Raw genomic sequence first — 18,062 nt, 5'->3', positions numbered from 1 at the left:
CCGATTATGAAGCCCTTATATTTAATATGCGTAGATTAATGAATCGGAAATAAAAAAAAGACCACAAAACACCTGAATTCCAATCATGTCTTTGTGGTTTCTGCTTTTATTAAATGAATGAATATTATTTAAATACCGCCGCTGCCTTTAAATTTCGATTTTTCCTTCATTGTTTTATATATTTCTCTTAATTGCTGTTTTACCTGGACAATTTCTGTTTTCATCATGGTTTGTTCCTCAATTGATGATGTTCCTTCGCCGTACCGGACCTTTTCATAGATGGCGGTTGCTTCAGACGATCCTGATAAACCAATGCGCTGCCACCATTCTTCTAGCGTTTCGAACGGAAGCCGACCTAATTTTAATTTGCCGGCATATTTTTCTAATTCAAATATTTCTCGCCTGATGATATCCTCCGGCGGCTTCATCCTGCGTCGGAAAAGGTTTGATTTAGTTGATCCATACGCACCTTCTGAAACAGAAACAACTGCTGAATTAGCGACAGAAAAATCATGCTTTGTGAATTTCTTTTTATACAGAAAGATGATAAATGCAACTGCCACCACGATTAATAGAATATACAAAGTAGTTTCTGTCTTTTCGTACGCTGGCGGTTGGTACTCATCAGGCAAGCCGGTGCCGGTTTTTATATTTGCTTTTCGTCCCTCATTCCCGTTTAAACGTAACAGATATTCCAGAAACCCAAATAGAGGTTCCGACACTGTCGATAAAAGGATGACAAAGAAATGTAAAACGGCAAATAAAATCATTTGAATGTATTTTAGTAAAACAGTCGGTATTACACCAATCGCCATAACCGCTGCAATCACTTTTAAAAAGTAAACGGCAAACTTGGCTTTATCTGTTTGAATCGAATTCCATTTTCTTAAAAACCCGCCAAGAAGAACTATTACTAGCTGTGTTAAAAGCAATATGACGATTTCACTTTGGAAAGGATACTTGCTCATGGCTGAATAAATGATCGCAACCAAACCAATTATGAATGAAAGCAGCAGCAAGAGGGCTTCAGGACGTTCTGAAACATCATTAAACAAGGAAATACCCCGCCAATAAACAAGCAAGCCTAGTCCTAATCCGCAAAAAAGTGGCAGCCCGGTTTGAAACCCGATTAATAACATTACTGGTAATATAGTTACAAGATACAGCCATTTCCCGTTATTGTGAAATTTTGCAAGGAGCAGTGAAAAAGGAATGATACTGCTGATACACAAAACTGCTAATAAAAGGAGAGGTGGAAACTCGTTTTTATTGATATAGACGAAAAATAGACAAAGCATCCCTAAAATTAGTTCTAAAATAAATTGATAGGTAACAGCCGCCACACGGTTCATCATAGCAGCATCCTTCTTTCCTGGTGTATGGCCAGTTCACTTAATAAGCCAAACTCCTGTTCAATTTTCAATTCAAATAATTTTGCCCCTTTTTTCGATATCCCTAGCAGCATTCTCTTGGTGTCGTCTGTCTTAATCCCGGCATGGATAAAATAGGGCTGGGCGGTTAAATGACTGTTATAAAAGGAGAGCATATAATCATACGGCAGACTTGTATTTTGCGTACTAACCGAAGCGAGTGTCTCTAATACCTTTTGTAAATGCTCTTTCCCTTCTCCGATTGGAAGATAAAGAAATGGAGTGCTCCCAGCCGTACGAACGTTAATGCAAAGCGAGTAGGGAATTTGCTTATGGAAAGCATAGTAGGCAAATTCCGTGATGCTGCTAAGTAATTTTTCAAGCTTCCCTGTAATCGAATGTCCATCAGAAACATTAAGCGCAATATTCCAGCCCTTTTCCGAGATTCTTTCATACACTTTTGTTTGGAGCTCCTGTTTTCTGGCACTGGCTTTCCAATGAATTCGATTGAAGCTGTCGGAGGGAACATAGTCTCTTGTTCCAACAGGACCAAGCAATTCCTCATAAACAGAAATCGGGACAATATGAATCCCTTGAAGGACAGAGATTTGTTCCTTTAATCCTTTTACAGGGATGGGCAGCGGATAGACCACTGCTTGTTGTTTCACGAAATATTTGGATTCTAAGACGGTTTCCCCAAAACCTAACAGGCTGGGAACGCGAAACTCGATGGAGCGAATTTTGGCAATGCCCCGCTGTTTCGCTGTAAAAGGAATTTTTATCTGTTTTGCTTGATTGGTGAATAACGAAAAGGGAATCGACATCTCATACATGGAAGAAAGACTTGTTTCCTGTAGGTCTTCATCTGGCGACACAAAAAAATCAAAATAAATCCTCAACTCAGCTTTTAAAATCGGAAACCCTTCATTCCGAAACGTTAAGAACCATTCGCCCTTATCGCCAATAAAAAAGTAATTTTTTACATTCAGATTTTCAAAATATAGCTTTTCGCCAGTCCTTTTTAAATAAAGTTGATTACAGAATATGACAATAAGAAAAAAAACAGCAAGAAACAGCACTAATTTTGATTGAATATATAGACTTACAATAATAAGGATGATGGCAAAGCCGCTAATACCCGGAATTTTCCGATCTTCTAGCGAATATTTTTTCCAACTCATCCATTTGCACCTGATTCTACCGGGACAGGTATTGAATCAAGAATTTCTTCGATAATGGTTTCTGCTGTTTTCGTCAGTGATCCTTCAATCGATAGAAAAATTCTATGTCCCAGCACAAATGGGGCTACTGTTTTCACATCATCTGGCGTAACATATGTCCGTCCATTCAAAAAGGCTTTTCCTTGCGCTGCTTTCATAAGCGCCAATGTTCCTCTCGGGCTGACACCTAGTTCGATGCTATTGTGCTCGCGGGTCTTTCTTACTATGGTTAAGAGGTAGTCTTCGATATCTGCTGAAATTTGCGTGCCGTTTATTGCAGCCTTTAATTGTTCTATTTCTTGAATGGAAAATATTTGGGCAATAGCCTCTATTTTTTTATCGCCGCGATGAATTTGCATGATTTTCTTTTCATCCTCGTAATCAGGATAACCGACTTTCATTTTGATAAAAAATCGGTCCATTTGGGCAATAGGCAGTGAAAAGGTCCCTTGCTGGGATTCCACGGGATTTTGTGTAGCAATCACCATAAAGGGCTCTTCCAACGGTACGGTAATTCCATCGACGGTTACTTGCCTTTCTTCCATTACCTCCAATAAACTTGACTGGGTTCTAGGTGTTGCCCGGTTAATTTCATCCGCTAGAACGATATTTGCCATGATCGGCCCCGGCCTGAGCACAAATTCCTGCACCTTAGGGTTAAAAAACTGAATCCCGGTTACATCACTAGGGAGCACATCCGGGGTAAACTGAATCCTCGAAAACTCCCCGCCGATTGCGGCTGCAAAGCTTTTTGCAAGCATTGTTTTTCCTGTTCCAGGAACACTTTCTAATAATATATGTCCATTAAATAAGACGGAAATGGCCATTAATTCCACTTCTAAATCCTTACCGACGATTACCTTGCCTATCTCCTGCTTTAATTGGCCGATTTTCTCTGTAAATCCCATTCATTCATCCCCTTAATCTCTATTTGTATGTATAGGTCCTTTTATATTTTAGCAAATTTTTATACTTTTCCAAACTTTTAACGAATCTAAGAAAAAAGAGGAGAATCCAAATTTATGAGATCTCCTCTTCAACTACTATTAGCTTCTAGGTTCTTTCAGGTATTGATACAAAACATCTCCGCCCCGCTGACCAATGCCGCGAAAATGCTTAAAATCGTTTCTCTTTACGAGAACCTCGCGAAATTCCATAAAATCTTCATTTTTGACATAATACTCTGAAAGCTCCCCTGTCATAAGCCGATCCAAAATTTCTGTTATTTCTTCCTTCAATTTCTGCACCACCTTTACCATCTTTATTTTACCGTATAGACCTTTCTCTAAGTCAACTTTGATATTCTCACACTCTACTTTTGTAAGCGTTTTCTATTCTTTTTCTAGATTTCGTAACATATAATCAATTATTCATGAGAAATTAACAAAATTGTAAAATAAAAGGCTTTACGAATTCAAGAAAGTAGTGCAAACTGTTATTTAAATGGATTTTATAGTAGGGAGAGAGACTAAATGAAAAAAGCAGAAGTAGGTAATATCATCGAATTCCGCGACGGCTTGCAAGGAGTTGTAGAAAAGGTAAATGAAAATTCTGTCATAGTCGACCTAACATTTATGGATAATTACCGCGATTTAGAATTGGATCAGCGTACAGTCGTCAACCACAAAAACTATAAGGTCGTAAAAGAAAGCGCTTATTAATAGTATGCTAGAAAAGGCAGCCCTGCTGCCTTTTCTAGTTTACTTTCCTTGACCCGTTTCTTTCGCAATCTGCTTTAAAGATTTTACCTTACCATGGGGATTTTGATCCTGTTTCCTGACAGTCCATTCCCGTTCTTGCTGACTCTGCGATTTACTCATATCTTTCACTCCTTTCTCAATTATTCTTTTCTTCTTTTGATAATCTAATCAATTTAATGGGGTAAAATGTTTTGTAATCATTTCCATGAATCGGTTGTGAGTTGAAACTAATGATAGTTTTTTGTTAAAGTATACTGTATTGATTATTAAAGGGGTTCACGAAAATGAAAAAACAATTCCTAAACATCCGTTTTATCGCCGGATTGATTATTGCACACGGACTGGTATTTTTTTCCTTTCACGATAAAGCAATCTTTTGGTATATCTTTTCTGGATCATTGCTTGTGCTAATAGCGTACGCGATGTTTCAAGGTGATGTTGATGATGAGGCCCCCTTTTTCCAATATATTTTCCTGGGGGCTATCAGCGGACTCTTGTTATATTTTGTCTTTTGGCTGGGATTTCAAACCATTCAACATCTTCATCTTCCGTTTGAAAAAGACATAAAAAAACTGTATCGCTGGTATGCACCAAAACTGTTTTGGCAGTATATTGCACTAGTTTTGGTTGCTGCGCCTGGAGAAGAAATTTTTTGGCGGGGCTTTATCCAAAAAAGTCTATTAGCTAACTTTAAACCGATTGTCAGCATTGGAATAGCCGCGTTGTTATTCGCCTCAGTTCATATTTATTCAGGCTCATTTATACTAGTCTTTGCTGCCTTAATTTCTGGTTTTTTCTGGGGTTTACTTTATTATTGGAAAAAGAGTATGCCGCTCGTCATTGTTTCACACATCATCTTTGATCTAATGATTTTTATCATCCTACCGTTAAAATAAGGAGAGCAGCTGATAATTCTTCAACTGCTTTCTTACTTTCGCTTACTTGGTGAAAATGGTTTCATCCACAATAAAATAAAAAACGACATACAAATATAGCCGAACAATGGATATAGATAGGAAAGGAGCGTACTATAATTCACTAGGCTTATCAGGTAAGAGACGGCAAAGATAGCAGTAACCGACACCATTGTCGAAACCGGTATGAACTGCTTCAGCTGCCGATCAAGTCCAAAGACATTTCCGATCACAGAAGTAAAAATCTCCCCATAAATAACAAGGACAAAAATCCAATAAAAAAATGGGGCTAGATTTTTCATAATAATTGCCATTGGAATATCATACAATTCTAAATTTGGAAGCATAATTAGCGTAAAATGACTCCCGATTAAAATCAATGTTAATGCCAGTCCGCCCAAGATTCCCCCCCATTTAATTGTCCAGTCATCCTTAACCTCTGTGGCAACCGGGACTAGTACTGCCTGAGCTAAGCCCAGATTCAATGCTGCATAAGAAAAAGGAGCAATCACACTCTTCCAGCCATCCGCAGCATGGGGAATATACAAAAACTGTTCTAAAAAGTTCGGCATTTGCACGGATAAACACATTAAAATTAAGCTGAAGGTAATCATCAATGGAACAACAAATGTATTAACAGCAAACAGACCTTTTGTTCCGACAAGCATCACAAGGTAGGAAAGAAATATCGTTAAAAAAACGCCGATATTTCTTGGCAGTCCTAACTGTTCCTCAAAAACCGCACCCGCACCGGCGAGCATCACTGCGCTAACCCCGAGAAGCATCAAAAGCATAAATAAATTAATGACACTGCCTGCCCATTTTCCAAACAGGTACTCATTAAATTCTTGATACGATTTTGCCTCGATTTGGGCGGCCATCCTCATCATCTTCGACCCAATCATGACAAAGAGATAACCACTCATTAATATACTAATAAAGCCAAAGAAACCAAATCGAGAAAAAAATTCAACGATTTCTTTTCCTGTGGCGAATCCTGCTCCAACAACAGTTCCTACATAAACTGCTGCAATTTGAAAGGCTTGATTCCAATTCCTTTTCACATCATCTCCCCCTTATCATCAAATATATGAATAAGAGGACAAACAAAGACGAGCTTTTTTCTTAAGATAAGAAGTATAAACTTTTGACTTTGAGAAGTGTCTAGCTCCAGCGCCCTAGCGGCTAATGTCCTTCGCTCTCCGCCCTACGATAAGTCAACATCGGGCAGCGAAGCTCACCGTGTTTCCTTTATCTCGGTTGGAGCGCTCCAGGCCATACGCCGCTGACCAGGGCGCTTGCGCTTTTCGTATTTCCAACTATTACTTCAAACAAAATCCTTGAAAGTCAAAAAAGGTCAGAGTATACTATGGACATAAGGTCAAATATAGTCAAAGTCAAACCACAACAACTAGGAGGTTATTTTATGATGCTTTGTCAACGATGCAATCAAAATCAAGCTCAAGTTCAATTAACTGTGAATGTGAACGGGCAGCGGAATGATATGAAACTTTGCCATAACTGTTATACAAAAGAAAAGCAAGCATTAGGTGCAGGCTTTGGAATGAAAATAAACCCATTCCAAGGATTCCCACTTGAAGATTTCTTCATGAATAAAAACTCTTCTGCGGATCAAAACATGAATAATCATTTTGCTCCGCAAAATGAACGTAAAACCACACATGGCGGCTTTATTGATCAATTCGGCCGGAACTTAACCCAACTAGCAAATACAGGCTTAATTGATCCGGTAATTGGACGTGACGAGGAAGTCAATCGTGTCATTGAAATCCTAAATCGACGCAACAAAAATAATCCAGTACTAATCGGTGAACCAGGTGTTGGGAAAACAGCCATTGCCGAAGCGCTTGCCCAAAAAATTGCTGAAGGAGATGTCCCTGGCAAACTGCGAAATAAAGAAGTTTATTTATTAGATGTTGCTTCACTTGTTGCCAATACCGGCATTCGCGGGCAATTTGAGGAACGCATGAAACAATTAATCACGGAGGTTCAGGAGCGCAAGAATGTGATTTTGTTCATTGATGAAATTCATCTGCTAGTTGGAGCAGGTTCCGCAGAAGGTTCCATGGATGCCGGAAATATATTAAAGCCTGCCCTGGCCCGTGGTGAATTGCAGTTAGTCGGTGCCACAACCTTAAAGGAATACCGGCACATCGAAAAGGATGCCGCTCTAGAACGCCGCTTCCAGCCAGTACATGTCCAAGAACCGACTGCCGAGGCAGCGATTGAAATCTTAGAAGGTATTCAGAAGAAATACGAGGATTATCATGATGTCATTTATACAGATGAAGCAATCCGGGCTTGTGTAAACCTGTCGCAGCGCTATATTCAAGACCGCTTCCTGCCGGACAAAGCGATTGACTTACTTGATGAAGCCGGTTCAAAATTGAATCTTACTGCTGATAACAAAACTAATGAACAGATTGAAGCACGCCTAAAGGAAATTGCTGCTGCTAAGGAAGAAGTCCTAAAAAATGAAGAATATGAAAAGGCAGCAAAGCTTCGTGATGAAGAAGCAAAACTCGAAAAAGCTTTAAATCATCTTCCAAGTTCAGAGAGACCAATTGTAACGGTTAGCCATATTCAAGAAATCATTGAACAAAAAACCGGAATACCGGTTGGCAAATTACAGCAAGAAGAACAAGATAGAATGAAACATTTAGAAGAAAACCTAAACAAAAAGGTCATCGGCCAAGAAAAAGCTGTTCAAAAAACGGCAAAAGCAATCCGCCGCAGCCGTGCCGGCTTAAAAGCGAAGAACCGTCCAATCGGCTCATTCTTATTTGTCGGTCCGACAGGTGTCGGAAAAACCGAGTTATCGAAAACACTTGCGGAAGAATTATTTGGGACAAAGGATTCGATGATTCGCCTTGATATGAGTGAATACATGGAAAAACACAGTGTCGCTAAATTAATTGGTTCGCCTCCCGGCTATATAGGTCATGATGAGGCAGGTCAACTTACTGAAAAAGTTCGTCGGAACCCCTATAGCATTATTTTACTAGACGAAATTGAAAAGGCGCATCCTGACGTCCAGCATATGTTCCTGCAAATTCTCGAAGACGGCCGTCTCACGGATAGCCAGGGAAGAATTGTAAGCTTTAAGGATACGGTCATCATTATGACCAGCAATGCCGGTATTGCCCACAAACCAGTTCATGTTGGCTTTGGCATAAGTGAAGCAGTTGAGGAAGCAAATATTCTCGATTCGCTCGGCAGCTTCTTTAAGCCAGAATTTTTAAATCGTTTTGACAGTATTATCGAATTTAACGCACTCGCTAAAGAACATATTTTATATATTGTCGATTTAATGTTTGCAGATTTGAAGGAAACATTGGCAGAACAAAACATTGAATTAACAATCACAGCGGATGCAAAAGAAAAACTAGCTGAGCTTGGTTACCACCCTGCTTTTGGCGCACGCCCCCTTCGCAGAGTGATTCAAGAACAGCTTGAAGACAGAATTGCTGACTTTATCTTAGACCAGCCGGAAGTAACAAAGTTAGCCGCAGTCGTAGAAGACGGGGAAATAAAAGTTGTTTCAGACATTGCAGCAACTGTTAAGTGATAACAAAGCGAAGCCGCTAAAGAAGCGGCTTCGCTTTTATTTTTTATTATATAAGAATTTATATCTTTTCGACTTCAAGAATTGTCCAGCTCCAGCGCCCTAGCGGCTACTGTCCTTCGCTCTCCGCCCTACGATAAGTCAACATCGAATCGCTTTCGCTCTTCGTGTTTCCTTTATCTCAGTTGGAGCGCTCCAGGCCATACGCCGCTGAACAGGGCGCTTCCGCTTTTCTTAAAGCTTTTTATCATCAACAGAATTTAGCCAATTCTCAATTTCACCGACAACTGATTCGACACAGCCATCTTCAAATGGTGAAATTAAATTTGCCGCTTCGGCAAGTTTGATGAACGACATGCTGCCGCCAAGCTTACACAGCTTGACGTAATCTGCCCAAGCTTCTTCTTGGTTCTCTCTTGAACGTTTCCAGAATTGGAAGGCGCAAATTTGAGCGAGTGTGTAATCAATATAATAAAACGGCGAATTATATATATGCCCTTGGCGCTGCCAGAAGCCGCCCTTTTCTAAATATTCATTGCCATCATAATCTTTATGCGGCATATATTTTTTCTCGATTTCTCGCCATTGAAGCTTGCGCTCTTGCGGAGAAGCTGTTGGATTTTCATATACCCAATGCTGGAATTCATCAACTGAAACCCCATATGGCAAGAAAAGAAGCGCGTCACTTAAGTGTGAAAACTTATATTTATCTGTATCCTCTTGGAAGAAAAGCTCCATCCACGGCCACGTAAAAAACTCCATACTCATGGAATGGATTTCACATGCTTCGTAGGTTGGCCAGTAATATTCCGGAATTTCAAACTGACGGCTGGAATAAACCTGGAAGGCATGGCCTGCTTCATGGGTCAAGACATCGATATCCCCTGATGTTCCATTGAAATTGGAAAAGATAAACGGCGCTTTATAATTTTCAATATACGTACAATATCCGCCGCCTGCTTTCCCTTTCTTGGCAACGAGGTCCATAAGGTTATTTTCCTGCATAAACCGGAAAAAGTCTCCCGTTTCCTTTGATAAGTCTTCATACATTTTTTGTCCGTTTTCAATAATCCATTCCGGACTTCCCTTTGGAGTCGCATTTCCAGTCTGAAAAACGAAGCCTTCATCATAATAGTTTAATTGGTCAAGGCCTAATCGTTCACGCTGACGCTCTTTAAGCTTTGTCGCAATGGGTACAATAAAATCCTTCACCTGCTGGCGGAAATTAGCAACCATTTCAGCATTGTAATCGGTTCGCATCATTCGGTAATAACCAAGTTCAACAAAATTTTTAAACCCTAGATTTGTAGCTATTTCAGTTCTTACTTTAACAAGTTCATCATAAATTCGGTCAAATTCTGCTTCATGCTCAGCGAAGAAACCAAATTTTGCCTCACTTGCCAGCTTGCGTATTTCTCTATCTGTTGATTCGATAAACGGGTCGATTTGGGCAAGTGTCCGTTCTTCGCCTTCAAAATCAATTTTTGCCGATGCAACCAACTTCGTATATTCTGTTGATAACCGATTTTCCTTTTGTAATAAGGGAACGATTTCCGGTTTAAACGTCTTAAGCTGTCCTTCAGCTAGTGCGAAAAGCTGTTTGCCCCACTTTTCTTCTAACTCATTGCGGAATTGTGAATTAACCAGGGCTTGATAATAGTTGGTCACTAACCCTTCGACCTCTGGTTGAAGTTCATCCATGTAATCTTGTTCTGCTTTATAAAACTCGTCATTCGTATCAATCGAATGACGGGTATAACAAAGGTTAAACATCGTGCCAAGGTCATTCCTAAGCTCATTTATTAAATTCATTGCCTTACTTTGTTCCTCAACGGAAGCAGCATTTTTGAATTCTTCAATTGCGGCGTTAAACTTAGTTGTTATGTCATTAAGATTAGGACGTTCATATGTATAATTTTCAAAGGTCATTTATCTCTCTCCTATGTTAAAATTTTTTTAATATTCCAACCCCTTTTATTATACACTAACCACTACTATTCTTTACAATAAAAAAAATACGACCAATGGCCGTATTAAAATTTCCCCGCAGGCAGACCTAGTTTTTTCAATAGGTCAATCGCTTCAGTTTTTTCAGAATCTGTGAGGCTCGACATTAACCTATCGATTTGAGCTGCATGCTCCGGAAAAATATCCTGAATAAACTTTTTCCCCTCGTCTGTAATTTGCGCGTAGGTTACCCTTCGGTCGCTTGGACAGGCGACTCTTTTCAGCAATCCTTTTTGTTCGAGCTTATCGACCACGTAAGTAATGCTTCCGCTCGCAAGCAGTATCTTCCCGCCAATTTGCTGCATCGGCTGATCGCCTTTATGATAAAGCAGTTCTAAAACAGCAAATTCAGTTGGATTTAACCCATTAGCCTGAATAATCTTATTCACGTGTTCATTAATCGCTTTAAAAGCTCTTGAAAGGACAATAAACAACTTTAATGATTTAGTAATTGAATCATTTTCCATACAATTCTCATCCTTTAGGTTTAAATAATCATAATCTAGATTACGCTAAATTATCTCGATTTCAAAATTATTATAAAAAAAATATCTACTCTTGTCAATTTATCTTGAAATAAAAGGAATATTTCAATAACATACTGCCTAGATGATATAAATTTCAATCCGTTATAATTTAAATATTTCGAAATTAGAAACAAATATTTCTTATTCTAGCCATTAAGTAGTAAAATAGGAAAGAAATATTTAGATACTATAATAAAGAAGGGATACCATGAGTCAACAAGCAATATTGTCTGCGAATAAACCCCAGACCTCCGAATCGACCATATATAAAATTCTTTTTATTATTGGTCTGTGCCATTTATTGAATGATGCTATTCAGGCTGTTGTGCCGGCGATGTTTCCTATTTTAGCTAAGTCAATGGGTCTAAGCTTCACCCAGCTCGGCATTATTGCTTTCTCGTTAAATATGGTCTCATCTGTCATGCAGCCAATGGTCGGATTCTTTACTGACAAAAAGCCAATGCCCTATGCACTTCCGGTCGGTCTTTCGTTTACCTTAGTCGGAATTCTTGTATTAGGCTTTGCTTCAAGCTTTGGGATGATTGTCTTGTCAGTTCTATTTATTGGCCTTGGTTCCGCTGTCTTTCACCCTGAAGGCTCAAGGGTGGCTTATATGGCTGCCGGGAAGCGAAGAGGACTCGCTCAATCTATTTACCAAGTTGGGGGGAATACAGGCCAGGCGTTAGCCCCAGTGATTACTGCCCTGATATTGGTTCCTCTTGGCCAAATTGGCGCATCCTGGTTTACGATTATCGCCGCCCTCGCCGTGATTTTATTAATTTATATCGCCAATTGGTATAATCAGAGATTAATAACTTCTCCAAACTTATCAAAGAAAAAGAAAGTTGGAGTTGAAAAGAAGATTGGTTTGTCTAAAGAGGTAAAAAATACATTAGCCCTGATTTTATTATTAATTTTTGCAAGAACTTGGTACACTTCGGGAATTACCAACTTTTACACTTTTTATGCGATTAAAGAATATGCACTTTCGATTAAAGAATCTCAGGTCTTTTTGTTCGCATTTTTGGTATCCGGGGCCATCGGGACATTTTTCGGAGGTCCACTGGCAGATCGATTTGGTAAGAAAAACATCATTTCCTTTTCGATGTTGGCGACCGTTCCTTTTTCGATACTAATTCCTTATGTCCCGCCAACGATAGCCTTTATCTTCCTTATTCTTTCCGGGTTTATTTTAATGACCAGTTTTTCTGTTACGGTTGTGTATGCCCAGGAATTAGTGCCAGGGAAAATTGGAACAATGTCCGGTTTGACTGTCGGGCTTGCGTTTGGCATGGGAGCAATTGGCTCAGTCGGTCTCGGGTATATTGCCGACTGGATTGGTTTACAGTCGATGATCACCTGGCTCGGGGTGCTGCCGCTGCTCGGTCTAATCGCCTTCCTTCTTCCTTCTGATCACAAGGTTTGGGAGTGGAATCAAATAAAATAAGGATGGCCCCCGGGGGGTCCATCCTTATTTTATTTCTTGGATTTTACGGAATAATTCCGCCTTTTCTTCATCTGTAAGCATTCTTTCTGCCATTGGGAATAACACATTTTCCTCTTTAGAGAAATGCTCGGTTAAGATAAAGTAGGCATTTTGAATTAATTCAGCTAATTTCTTTTTTTCATCAGTATACCCTTGGCCAACCTCCGCTGCTGATAAAAAAGCACCAATATTTGCTTTCGCTTGATCATGTTCATATTCCATCACCGCAATCGGTCCAGAAGTTGTGCCGATATAGACACCCATCATCGGGAAAAGAACACCCTCTTCTCTTTCTGAATGCGGGTCAAGAGCCGCCTTAAATGCCTTTACCTTCACAATTAATTCGTTAAAATTATTTTCTACATCGATTTCTTGATCAATTTGTTGTGTTAAGCCATATAATTCTTCCAATTGTCCTAATAATGGAGGATGTTCACTTTTTAATTGTTTTAGCCCTTCACATAATTCAGCTTGGGGCATGCCCCCAAAACCACTCATGCAGCCACTCATTATCATTCACCTCATACCTCATTTAATGCCTCAAGTATAAAAGGAACCATCATTTAATGAAGTGACATAGGTCACATTCATCGTTAATTGTTAAAAGCTTGCTTCAAATATGTCTTTTTTATGAAAGCGTTTAATTTTTTGAAAACTTTTAACATTTATCACTCAAAAATGTTTAAAAGTTTCATATAATATAGATAAACCATTTAAGGGAGGGCAAAAACATGAAAACCCCAAATTACCATGACTTTTATCCAAAGGAATTAATAGCAATTGGTGCAAATGATTTAATAACATTAAAAGAATCCGATACGTACAATCCAAGTTCACCTTCTACCCATTGGCTCATTGCTGTAGAAGGGGTACAACTCCCGCAGTCCAAAATTTATTATCATTGGAAAGTGAGTGTTTATCCCGCTAACAGTGAAGGCGATTTTAATTGGCAAAAGCCATTTTATTGTTCCGCACCGATGAAATTAATCGATCATGCTATCGCACTTGCTTCTTCATTGACAGCATCAAGCATAAAAGATGAACTTACCACGGCAGCCCTATTAGAGAAAATAAGCTAAACTCCAAAAAATACTTACCTTCTGCTCCACCTTCTTTTTATCCTCTCTTGTGAAAAAACCTACATATAGTGAATATTATTCTATTATAAAAAAATGCTGCTCGCGTATGGCAAGCAGCATTTTTTTAAGTTAAGCTAACCGGAAGACAATTCCATGTCCGCCTTTTGGATATTCCCACTTGATGTTTTGGTATGGGCACCCGATGCGGCAGCTGCCGCATTCGTGGCAGCCTTCGTAGCCTACCTGCATCCGGGTTCCTTCCCACTTATAAACCTCAGCCGGGCAAAATACTGTACAAATTTTATCGGGACATTGTGTCATGCAAACATCATGGTCAAGCACGGTCAAATGGGACTTGGTATCACACTTAAACCTAAGCAGATATTGTTTTTCCTCGATATTCTTCGTTGACATTATTTCACCGCCTTCCAAGCACGATATAAATCTTGCAACACTCGAAGCGTTCCTTTTTCTGCTGTTACACTCTTCATGATTTGTTTTTGCTTTTCGCGTTTTGGCGTTCCATCAACGGTAAAGAATTTACTCATTGCTTTATTCATCATCGGCACATAATCGTTAAAGTATTGTGGATACTTTTCAAACGTATGGGCCGCATCTTTATACTTCTCTAAGTCTTTAATAATAAAGCTATCAAAAAGCTTCTCACGATAGATATTTAAACTTGATTCACTAAAGTCTTCCCGATGTTTAGCCTCAAGGATTGATTCTGCAGCTAAAAGGCCTGAATGCATCGCCATGTTCGAACCTTCACGATGGATGGCATTAACAAGCTGGGCCGCATCGCCAATTATAATAACGCCATTGCCAGCCACCTTCGGGACCGAACGGTAACCGCCTTCTGGTATCAAGTGGGCAAGATATTCAGCTGATTCTCCACCCGCAATCAATGGTTTAACCATAGGATGATTTTTCAAGTAATCTAGGAGCTCATATGGCTTCAATTTCGCTTTGATCATACTTGAAAGGGTTGTTCCCACCCCGATATTCAAGCTTTCTTTATTCGTATATAGGAAGGCGGTACCAAGATTTCCTTTTGTTGAATCACCAAAAATCTCAATCGTACAGCCTTGGTTATCTTCTACGTTAAAGCGGTCATTAATTTTTTCTTTTGGCAGATTAATAACTTCCATTACCGTTAAGGCTACTTCATCTGGACGGAATTCTTTATGGAAGCCTAATTGTTTCGAGAGGAGCGAGTTAACTCCGTCGGCAAGGACCACAACATCGGCAAACACCTCTCCGTCCGGGCGGTCTGTACGGACACCCACTACCTTTCCGTTTTCCACAATACATTCCGTGACAACCGTTTCGTTGATCAAAAGGGCTCCAGCATCGACTGCCTTTTTCGCAAACCATTGGTCAAACTGCGCCCGTAATACGGTAAAGTTATTATATGGCTCCGTGGCCCATTCCAGACCTTTGTAGCCAAATTGTACGACAGATTCTTTATCCATCATCCAGAAACGCTGTTCAATGACGGGTCTCTCAAGTGGAGCTTCCTTCCAAAACTCAGGGACCAACTCTTCCATTTGCTTACGGTATAATACCCCGCCCATTACGTTTTTAGCCCCAGGGTATTCCCCTCTTTCAATAAGCAATACGTTCAGGCCGCTCTTCGCACAAGTTAAGGCGCAAGATGTACCCGCTGGTCCTGCCCCGACCACAATAACATCAAATTTTTCAGGCATAGCTTATTTCACCGCCTTTTTCGGTCCTTAGCTGCTTAAACTGCTCGATTAGTTTTGGGACGATTTCCATTGCGTCTCCCACTATTCCATATGTGGCGACATCAAAGATAGGTGCGTTCGGATCTTTATTGATGGCGATGATAAACTCTGAGTTTTTCATTCCGACGACATGCTGAATTGCACCTGATATTCCAATCGCAAAATAGATTTTTGGTGTTACCGTTTCCCCGGTTTGACCAACTTGCTGCTCATGCGGCAGCCAGCCAGCTTCGACAACGTCACGTGTACCGCCGACACTTGCTCCAATCGTATCTGCCAATTCATGAATTAGCTGGAAGTTTTGCAAATCTCCCATTCCCTTACCCCCACAGACAATCACATGGGCATCAGCCAAATTGGCTTTTTTTGTTACATCATTCACAATTCGGAGCACTTTTGTGCGCATATCTTCTTCTTGCAATGATATGCTCTCTTCAATAATTTTGCCTAGTCTTGAAGTATCCGGTTCTAATGCCTTCATGACCTTTGGTCTGACAGTGGCCATTTGCGGACGATGCTTCTTACAAAGAATGGTTGCCATAATATTACCGCCAAAGGCTGGGCGGCTGGCCTCTAGTAATCTATTGTCTACATCCACGTCCAACATCGTTGTATCTGCTGTTAAACCAGTATTTAAATCTGTAGCGACGGCACTTGCTAGGTCTTTCCCGTTTGGTGTCGCCCCGTAAAGGATAATTTCTGGTTTGTATTTTTCCGCCAGGAGCATTACGCCTTTCATATAGGACTCTGTCCGATAATTCTTTAATACTGGATGGTCAACCATGTAAACTTGATCAGCACCATAAGCAATCACTTGATTGGCTAATGATTTAATTTCACTGCCTAATAAGAATCCCGATAGCGGAACTTGTAATTTATCAGCCAGCTTCCTGCCAGCTCCAAGCAATTCTAGGGAAACACCTTCGATTTTCCCATCGTTTTGTTCGATGAATATCCAGACTCCACGAAAATCGTCTAGATTCATGTAAACCCCTCCCTGCGAGACAAGATTAATCTTTATTATTTAGATGACTGGATTGTTAACAGGTCCTTTTTCTCCATCAGGACTTCCATAAGCTGGCTAACCTGCTCATCAGAAGAACCCTCAAGCCGTATGCCGCCTTCTGGCCGTGGAGGTGTGAACATTTTACCAACGATAGTTGGTGAACCTTTTAGTCCGAGCTGTGTGCGTTCTACATTTTCAAGATCACTTACTGCCCAGATTACCGGCTCATATCTTGCTGCTTTAATCATGTTTGGCATTGGTGAATATTCGATATCATTAATTTCTTTTTCAACAGTTAATAAACAAGGCAGTTCAGACTGAATTAATTCATAGCCGCTCGTTAATTTCCGCTTTATTAAAACGGTTTTTTCCTGCTGATTGACTTCCGAAACTTCGATTACATTGGTAACCGGGGGAATATCCATTCTTCTTGCGATACCTGGTCCAACCTGTCCGGTATCCCCATCAATGGCATGTTTCCCGCAAATAACCATGTCCACGGGAAGGTCTTTACTAATTCTCTCGAGTGCTTTAGATAGGGCATAACTCGTTGCAAGTGTATCTGCGCCAGCAAAAGCACGGTCAGAAATTAAATAACCTCTATCTGCACCTATTTCAATGCTCTTTTTAATAACAGCTGTTGCTTGCGGCGGCCCCATCGACAAAACCGAAATCGTACCGTCTGTCTTTTCCTTGATTTTTACGGCCTCTTGAACAGCATGGGCATCGTAAGGGTTCAAGATAGCTGGCGCACTTCGGCGGTCGAGTGTGTTAGTTTTTGGATTAATTTTAATGATTTTTGTATCGGGTACTTGTTTGACACATACGACAATGTGCATGTAGGATTTTCCCTCCTCCATTTAATCTCTAGATTGTTGAAAGCGTTTGCTTCCTTTGGTTATAAAAAATGCTTTTAGTAACGATATATGAATCGCAACACAAGCATAGTACCAAACAATGTTGTTTTCTTTTTTTCTTTTGGCTAAGTTAAAGAGAATGTTCCGTTCCAGGNCGCCTGCGGGGTCTCACCTGTCCCGCTGCTCCCGCAGGAGTCTCGCGCCTTCCACTCCAATCAACATTGTGCTTAAAATCAACAATGTTCTTTACCACAGCTTTTCTTGTAAATAAATCTAGGAAAACTTAAATCAACTTAATAAACTCTGTGCCGTTTCTATGTAGTGGTTAAATTAAATAAATGAAGTTAATGCAATGATTCGTTGAAGTGAATAAATCTAATGTTTATCGCAATGTTAAAATCAAGGAAAATAGTACTAATATAACTATAAGAAATATTGAGATATAAACAATGATAAAAATCACAGTATGTCAATTATTGTAGGAATTAATGATTAGCTGCGGGAAAAGAAGTTGGCGTTTGCGTCGCCTCTGAGGAGTTTGAAAGTGAATATTTTGTTTTCA

Annotated in this window: 18 protein-coding genes; 5 read left to right on the top strand and 13 right to left on the bottom strand. The window is 39.9% G+C overall.

The features are described from left to right. Nucleotides 1-128: 128 nt before the first annotated feature. The 4 genes from AA980_RS01790 to AA980_RS01775 all read right to left on the bottom strand — a co-directional run bounded on the left by AA980_RS01790 (nucleotide 129) and on the right by AA980_RS01775 (nucleotide 3,828). Nucleotides 129-1,355, bottom strand: a complete 1,227-nt coding sequence (locus AA980_RS01790; protein ID WP_055725961.1) for a hypothetical protein — start codon at nucleotides 1,353-1,355, stop codon at nucleotides 129-131. Beyond that, nucleotides 1,352-2,551 carry a DUF58 domain-containing protein gene (locus tag AA980_RS01785; protein ID WP_024029037.1) on the bottom strand — a complete coding sequence of 400 codons (1,200 nt, stop codon included), beginning with the start codon at nucleotides 2,549-2,551 and terminating at the stop codon, nucleotides 1,352-1,354. The genes AA980_RS01790 and AA980_RS01785 overlap by 4 nt, the downstream gene beginning before the upstream one ends. Beyond that, nucleotides 2,548-3,498, bottom strand: coding sequence for an AAA family ATPase (locus tag AA980_RS01780; protein ID WP_024029036.1), 951 nt, complete (start codon nucleotides 3,496-3,498; stop codon nucleotides 2,548-2,550). Before AA980_RS01780 ends, AA980_RS01785 begins: the two co-directional genes overlap by 4 nt. 138 nt (nucleotides 3,499-3,636) lie before the next feature. Further along, on the bottom strand, nucleotides 3,637-3,828 hold the full coding sequence (locus tag AA980_RS01775; RefSeq protein WP_024029035.1) for a hypothetical protein: 192 nt from the start codon (nucleotides 3,826-3,828) through the stop codon (nucleotides 3,637-3,639). A gap of 234 nt (nucleotides 3,829-4,062) precedes the next feature. On the opposite strand from AA980_RS01775, the gene AA980_RS01770 reads away from it, so the two are divergent. Then, nucleotides 4,063-4,251: a YkvS family protein gene (locus AA980_RS01770; RefSeq protein WP_024029034.1), complete on the top strand. Its 189-nt coding sequence runs from the start codon at nucleotides 4,063-4,065 to the stop codon at nucleotides 4,249-4,251. A gap of 39 nt (nucleotides 4,252-4,290) precedes the next feature. Here AA980_RS01770 and AA980_RS27665 read toward each other — a convergent pair whose 3' ends face one another. Continuing rightward, nucleotides 4,291-4,410: a DUF6254 family protein gene (locus tag AA980_RS27665; RefSeq protein WP_024029033.1), complete on the bottom strand. Its 120-nt coding sequence runs from the start codon at nucleotides 4,408-4,410 to the stop codon at nucleotides 4,291-4,293. A gap of 164 nt (nucleotides 4,411-4,574) precedes the next feature. On the opposite strand from AA980_RS27665, the gene AA980_RS01765 reads away from it, so the two are divergent. Further along, nucleotides 4,575-5,186 carry a CPBP family intramembrane glutamic endopeptidase gene (locus tag AA980_RS01765; protein WP_024029032.1) on the top strand — a complete coding sequence of 204 codons (612 nt, stop codon included), beginning with the start codon at nucleotides 4,575-4,577 and terminating at the stop codon, nucleotides 5,184-5,186. Between the two features lie 32 nt (nucleotides 5,187-5,218). On the opposite strand, the gene AA980_RS01760 is transcribed toward AA980_RS01765, so the two are convergent. Further along, a complete protein-coding gene (locus tag AA980_RS01760) occupies nucleotides 5,219-6,268 on the bottom strand; it encodes a YkvI family membrane protein (protein WP_024029031.1) in 1,050 nt (349 codons plus the stop codon). 365 nt (nucleotides 6,269-6,633) lie between these two features. On the opposite strand from AA980_RS01760, the gene AA980_RS01755 reads away from it, so the two are divergent. Then, nucleotides 6,634-8,793 carry an ATP-dependent Clp protease ATP-binding subunit gene (locus AA980_RS01755; RefSeq protein WP_024031180.1) on the top strand — a complete coding sequence of 720 codons (2,160 nt, stop codon included), beginning with the start codon at nucleotides 6,634-6,636 and terminating at the stop codon, nucleotides 8,791-8,793. Between the two features lie 231 nt (nucleotides 8,794-9,024). Here the strand turns inward: AA980_RS01755 and AA980_RS01750 are convergent, their stop codons facing one another. Further along, nucleotides 9,025-10,719, bottom strand: a complete 1,695-nt coding sequence (locus AA980_RS01750; RefSeq protein ID WP_024030714.1) for a M3 family oligoendopeptidase — start codon at nucleotides 10,717-10,719, stop codon at nucleotides 9,025-9,027. A gap of 104 nt (nucleotides 10,720-10,823) precedes the next feature. Continuing rightward, nucleotides 10,824-11,264: a MarR family winged helix-turn-helix transcriptional regulator gene (locus tag AA980_RS01745; protein ID WP_024030713.1), complete on the bottom strand. Its 441-nt coding sequence runs from the start codon at nucleotides 11,262-11,264 to the stop codon at nucleotides 10,824-10,826. A 268-nt stretch (nucleotides 11,265-11,532) separates the two neighbouring features. Here AA980_RS01745 and AA980_RS01740 point away from each other — a divergent pair, with 268 nt between their 5' ends. Further along, nucleotides 11,533-12,771: an MFS transporter gene (locus AA980_RS01740; RefSeq protein ID WP_024030712.1), complete on the top strand. Its 1,239-nt coding sequence runs from the start codon at nucleotides 11,533-11,535 to the stop codon at nucleotides 12,769-12,771. A 24-nt stretch (nucleotides 12,772-12,795) separates the two neighbouring features. Here AA980_RS01740 and AA980_RS01735 read toward each other — a convergent pair whose 3' ends face one another. Further along, nucleotides 12,796-13,326 (bottom strand): hemerythrin domain-containing protein, encoded by a 531-nt coding sequence (locus AA980_RS01735; protein WP_407937448.1) that lies wholly within the window; start codon nucleotides 13,324-13,326, stop codon nucleotides 12,796-12,798. Nucleotides 13,327-13,541: 215 nt separating this feature from the next. Between AA980_RS01735 and AA980_RS01730 the strand changes: the two genes are divergently transcribed. Further along, entirely contained in the window at nucleotides 13,542-13,889 is a 348-nt protein-coding gene (locus AA980_RS01730) for a hypothetical protein (RefSeq protein ID WP_024030710.1), read from the top strand. A 129-nt stretch (nucleotides 13,890-14,018) separates the two neighbouring features. Here the strand turns inward: AA980_RS01730 and AA980_RS26025 are convergent, their stop codons facing one another. Genes AA980_RS26025 through AA980_RS01710 form a run of 4 tightly spaced genes read right to left on the bottom strand, consistent with a single transcriptional unit; the run spans nucleotide 14,019 to nucleotide 17,482 of the window. Continuing rightward, on the bottom strand, nucleotides 14,019-14,303 hold the full coding sequence (locus tag AA980_RS26025) for a ferredoxin family protein (protein ID WP_040204690.1): 285 nt from the start codon (nucleotides 14,301-14,303) through the stop codon (nucleotides 14,019-14,021). After that, the gene (locus AA980_RS01720) at nucleotides 14,303-15,598 is read right to left on the bottom strand and encodes an FAD-dependent oxidoreductase (RefSeq protein WP_024030708.1); all 1,296 of its coding nucleotides are present in this window, start codon (nucleotides 15,596-15,598) and stop codon (nucleotides 14,303-14,305) included. Before AA980_RS01720 ends, AA980_RS26025 begins: the two co-directional genes overlap by 1 nt. Further along, entirely contained in the window at nucleotides 15,591-16,622 is a 1,032-nt protein-coding gene (locus tag AA980_RS01715; RefSeq protein WP_024030707.1) for an electron transfer flavoprotein subunit alpha/FixB family protein, read from the bottom strand. The genes AA980_RS01720 and AA980_RS01715 overlap by 8 nt, the downstream gene beginning before the upstream one ends. Before the next feature lie 35 nt (nucleotides 16,623-16,657). Continuing rightward, complete coding sequence (locus AA980_RS01710) at nucleotides 16,658-17,482, bottom strand: electron transfer flavoprotein subunit beta/FixA family protein (protein ID WP_024030706.1); 825 nt, start codon at nucleotides 17,480-17,482, stop codon at nucleotides 16,658-16,660. Between the last annotated feature and the right edge of the window lie 580 nt (nucleotides 17,483-18,062).

It is taken from the genome of Neobacillus vireti, from assembly GCF_001026695.1.
Taxonomy (GTDB): Bacteria; Bacillota; Bacilli; order Bacillales; family Cytobacillaceae; genus Neobacillus; species Neobacillus vireti.
This window is presented reverse-complemented; position numbering and strand designations above follow the sequence as displayed.